The 3,631-nt window shown below is 34.1% G+C and carries 2 protein-coding genes and 1 pseudogene; 2 read left to right on the top strand and 1 reads right to left on the bottom strand.

The window, feature by feature from the left end:
- Positions 1–937: 937 nt before the first annotated feature.
- Both JN080_RS28445 and JN080_RS28440 read left to right on the top strand, forming a co-directional pair.
- Positions 938–2,056, top strand: a complete 1,119-nt coding sequence (locus tag JN080_RS28445) for a hypothetical protein (RefSeq protein ID WP_256239302.1) — start codon at positions 938–940, stop codon at positions 2,054–2,056.
- Positions 2,057–2,812: 756 nt separating this feature from the next.
- Positions 2,813–2,944, top strand: a complete 132-nt coding sequence (locus JN080_RS28440) for a hypothetical protein (protein ID WP_256239301.1) — start codon at positions 2,813–2,815, stop codon at positions 2,942–2,944.
- Between the two features lie 191 nt (positions 2,945–3,135).
- On the opposite strand, the pseudogene JN080_RS28435 reads toward JN080_RS28440, so the two are convergent.
- A pseudogene (locus JN080_RS28435) lies at positions 3,136–3,631 on the bottom strand (transposase); the annotation flags it as partial.

Genomic DNA, 3,631 nt, shown 5'->3' with positions numbered 1-3,631 from the left:
GTTGCACCTACTCGATCAATTCAATCTTCACACTTTGACATTTGCTCTCACAATGTGCACATCATTCTATTTTCTTGAGATCTTTCTTCCTTAAAACCGTTAACGGTAATACTTACTATTCATTGAAAGTGCAACTATATTGTCATCTTGGACGTTTCCTCTCACAATGTGCACAATTAAATTCAACCAAGTCTGAGTAAGAAATCTTTCAGAGTGTTTTTTCTTCCAACAACTTGCACCATTTTCAATAGATTGTATGTTGCACCTTCTGGATCATTACAATCATCACACTTTGACATTTGCTCTCACAATGTGCACAACGTACCATAGAAAATCAATGAAGTTCTTACTTATTCCAATAGAACCATCTTAAAAGAGATTGACGTTTCCCTTCACAATAAGTTCACTAAAATATCATGTGCAACTTTTCTTTTTTCCTGACGTTTCCTTTCACAATGTGCACAAAGCCTTCATAATACTACATTTTTTGTTTGAATGAAGACCTTTGATATACTGGAAAAAATACAAACATTTCATATATTAATACAAAATATTGCACGCTTTTCTCTTTTATTTGTTTAATATAAGAGAAAATGACGTTTCCTCTCACACAAACTTGCACATATTTTAGTGCGAGATTTTTAATTTTAGTTCTTTTATTCATATGGTTTTCTAAAAAAATGTTGATATATCAGCATTTTCCCCGATTCAACTATCCATCAAGTAATGACGCTTCCTTTCACAATGTGCACAAAACAGGAAAAATAATGACGTTTCCTCTCACATAAAAAATTTTAGATCTTTTTTCAAACCCTTGTCCCCCAAGGGTTTGACGCTCGTTGTGCAACTTTGAAAATCCTTTAATAAAGGGCATCATTTCCTCTATTTCCATTCTGATATAATTCAAACTAGGAAAATAGACGAGAGGAGGGCCAAAATGAAGAATAAAATGAGAATCGACGGTTTTCGAATGCATCATGCTATATTGGAAGAATTCCGTTTTCTTCGCGATCAGTCATTTGAGCGCCCTCCTGCATCCGCCTATGTTGTATATATGACCATGTTAAAGCAATTGCATATAGAGCAGAATCAACGCGGCATGCTAAAGGAATACAATCTTTCCTTCTGGGCGAAAAAACTAGGAATCTCGTATTCTACCCTTTGGGGAGGGAAGAGGTTTTTAGAAGATCATTATTTTCTGAGAGAGGAAATTCATGAAGGTTTGCCTGTTCTAGTGTTAAAAGATGTTGAAAAATATAATACTCCTGAACATAATGGTGGGGTTCTTAACTACCTGATTATACCGAATGCCCTTTTTGAAACCAATATATTGGCTGAATTCGTACGTACTTCCAATCCGGAAGGAATCGAACTGCTTTTATCCTTACTAAACCAATTTCGCACCGGCCTGTCATTCAGCAAGACAGGTGAAATAGAGAAAGTGAAGCAAGAACGGACGATGAAGACGCTTAAGTTGCAGCTGAACAAAAATGCAAAGGGCGTCCGTAAATCATTAAGCGTTTTTGAAGCTCTTTTTTCTATCGAATTCGCTGGGATTGAAATGCGTGGAAAGCAACTATGGATTAAGAAAGTGTCCTTTTCTTTGAAACCAGAATGCGTGGAAGAGGACACAGATGAATTCAATGTGAACCCACTAATGGCAAAATTATCAAAAGAGCTAACTTACTTCTTAGATGGGCATCAAATTAAATATAAACCAAGAGACCAAATCGATGTGATGATTTCTTTTAAACAAGAAGTGGTGAAAAAACTGAACTATCTGATGGATGAAGATAAAGAGAGCTTCACTGTGCGTGATCGTTTTATGAAAAACCTCTTTTTAGATACAATCGATCAGATTGGAACTCATATACATATAGAAAAAGAACGAAAAGGGTCTTTCCATTTTTACTCAATCGGTGCTTTTTTCCGGATGGTCTTCAGAAAATATCTGCCTAAAGCTATAGAAAAGATCCCTATTGGCTTGATCCATGATGCAAAGATTAGGGAATATACCAAGACGGGCCAAGTTCCGGAGCTACATGGTGTAATTTAATAGGATACCAGCCTTGTGAAAAAAACGAACATTCACAGGGCTATTCGACTTAAACAAAAATGAAATAAACCGGAACTCTGTTGTAAAAATTTCTTTTTTTCCTTCTACAGTCATCATTTTTGACAGGTTTTCCAAGAAGGAATATTTTTTTATGCATATATCATTCCGAATATACACTTGTTGATAAGTGGATATAAAAAATGTAGCCTTGTGAATATGTAAATAATGAAATAGATCACTTGTGTAAAAGTGATTTCTTTTTCATTATATTTGTGAGTTAGTGGAAACTATGTTATTACGAATCTCAAAAATAGCTGGATCCCTTCTCCCCCAATGGATAAACCGTGCAATTACAAAATGCTTATTATTTTTGTTTCTCTTATTAAAGATGTTCTATTTAATAACTATGAATAGTTTTACTAAATATGTTTTTTACGATAAAAATCCCTCACTAAAAACAAAATTAATATCTCATCATTTTCTATTTATTTTACAAAATATAAAATATCAAACTTCAATCTTTCTTAATGAAATAACAATGCTATACAATCACTAGAATTATTTACTGAACTGCAGATGGAATCATTCAACATTCTTCCCCCTCTAAGTTCCAGAATTCTATGATGGATTAGAGGGAACAAATAGATTGTTCCCTCTTCTAATAACACGATTTATTATTTCCAATAAAAAGCACAAGATAAATGTAACCGCTTCCATTAAAATAAATAGTAAGAAATAGGAGAGGGGATACAAACAATGGAATTTTTATTTAAACAATGTGAACATAACCAGTCAGAAGAACCTTGTGAAGAGTGTGCCCCAAAAAAAGAAATAGAAGAGAATTCTGATATCTATGAATATGATTATAATAAAAGATTGTGGTTTTAAGATAATGAGAGCATCTTTTTGAAGTGTATTAGGGAAGGATGGGTGATATTGTTTACGGGAATCAAGATCTTCCGCAGCTGATGAAGGAATTAGAAAATGAAATTGAGAGAAAAAGTGATAATGATCTAAATAAGCTGCTTTTTTAAATAACAAGAAGCCCCCTCTAATCAAGGAAGGGTTCTTTTTATTATGGAACTGAGTAAGGAGAAGTCAATTGGCATGAATGTGTAGCCATCTGACCAACCTAAAGTCAACATGCGAAAGCCTTTATAAAAGCGCATTTTAAGAGAAGCGTGATCAAAGCAGCGTGCCAGCAATTCCACCTTTTTACTACGGTTTCTATCAAATGATGAATCATCTACAATAAAGACTTTAGGACGGCTTTTGTCTGTTAGACGTTCTACTTTATGAATAGAGAATGAACTCAAGAGAAGCAAAAAACGTCGCCAGTTAAATGTCGATTGGTTTAAGAAACGATATACGGAATCCTTGGCTGGGAATTGGTCTGCTTTCTTTGACTGAAGAAGAGAAAACCAATTCTTGTGTTGGAAAATCAGACAAGTTGAAACAAATATGAACAACTAAATCCGAAGGATTTTTTAATGCCTGCATGACGTAAGTGCTTATTAATATTAAGCTCTGAAAGTACTGAATCAAGTTCTTTTGGTAGTTGATTATATTGGCTAT

This window comes from Bacillus sp. EB600, from assembly GCF_024494385.1.
Lineage (GTDB): Bacteria > Bacillota > Bacilli > Bacillales > Cytobacillaceae > JAEVLT01.
Note: the sequence above shows the minus strand (reverse complement) of the source record. Positions and strands in the feature narration are given on the sequence as shown.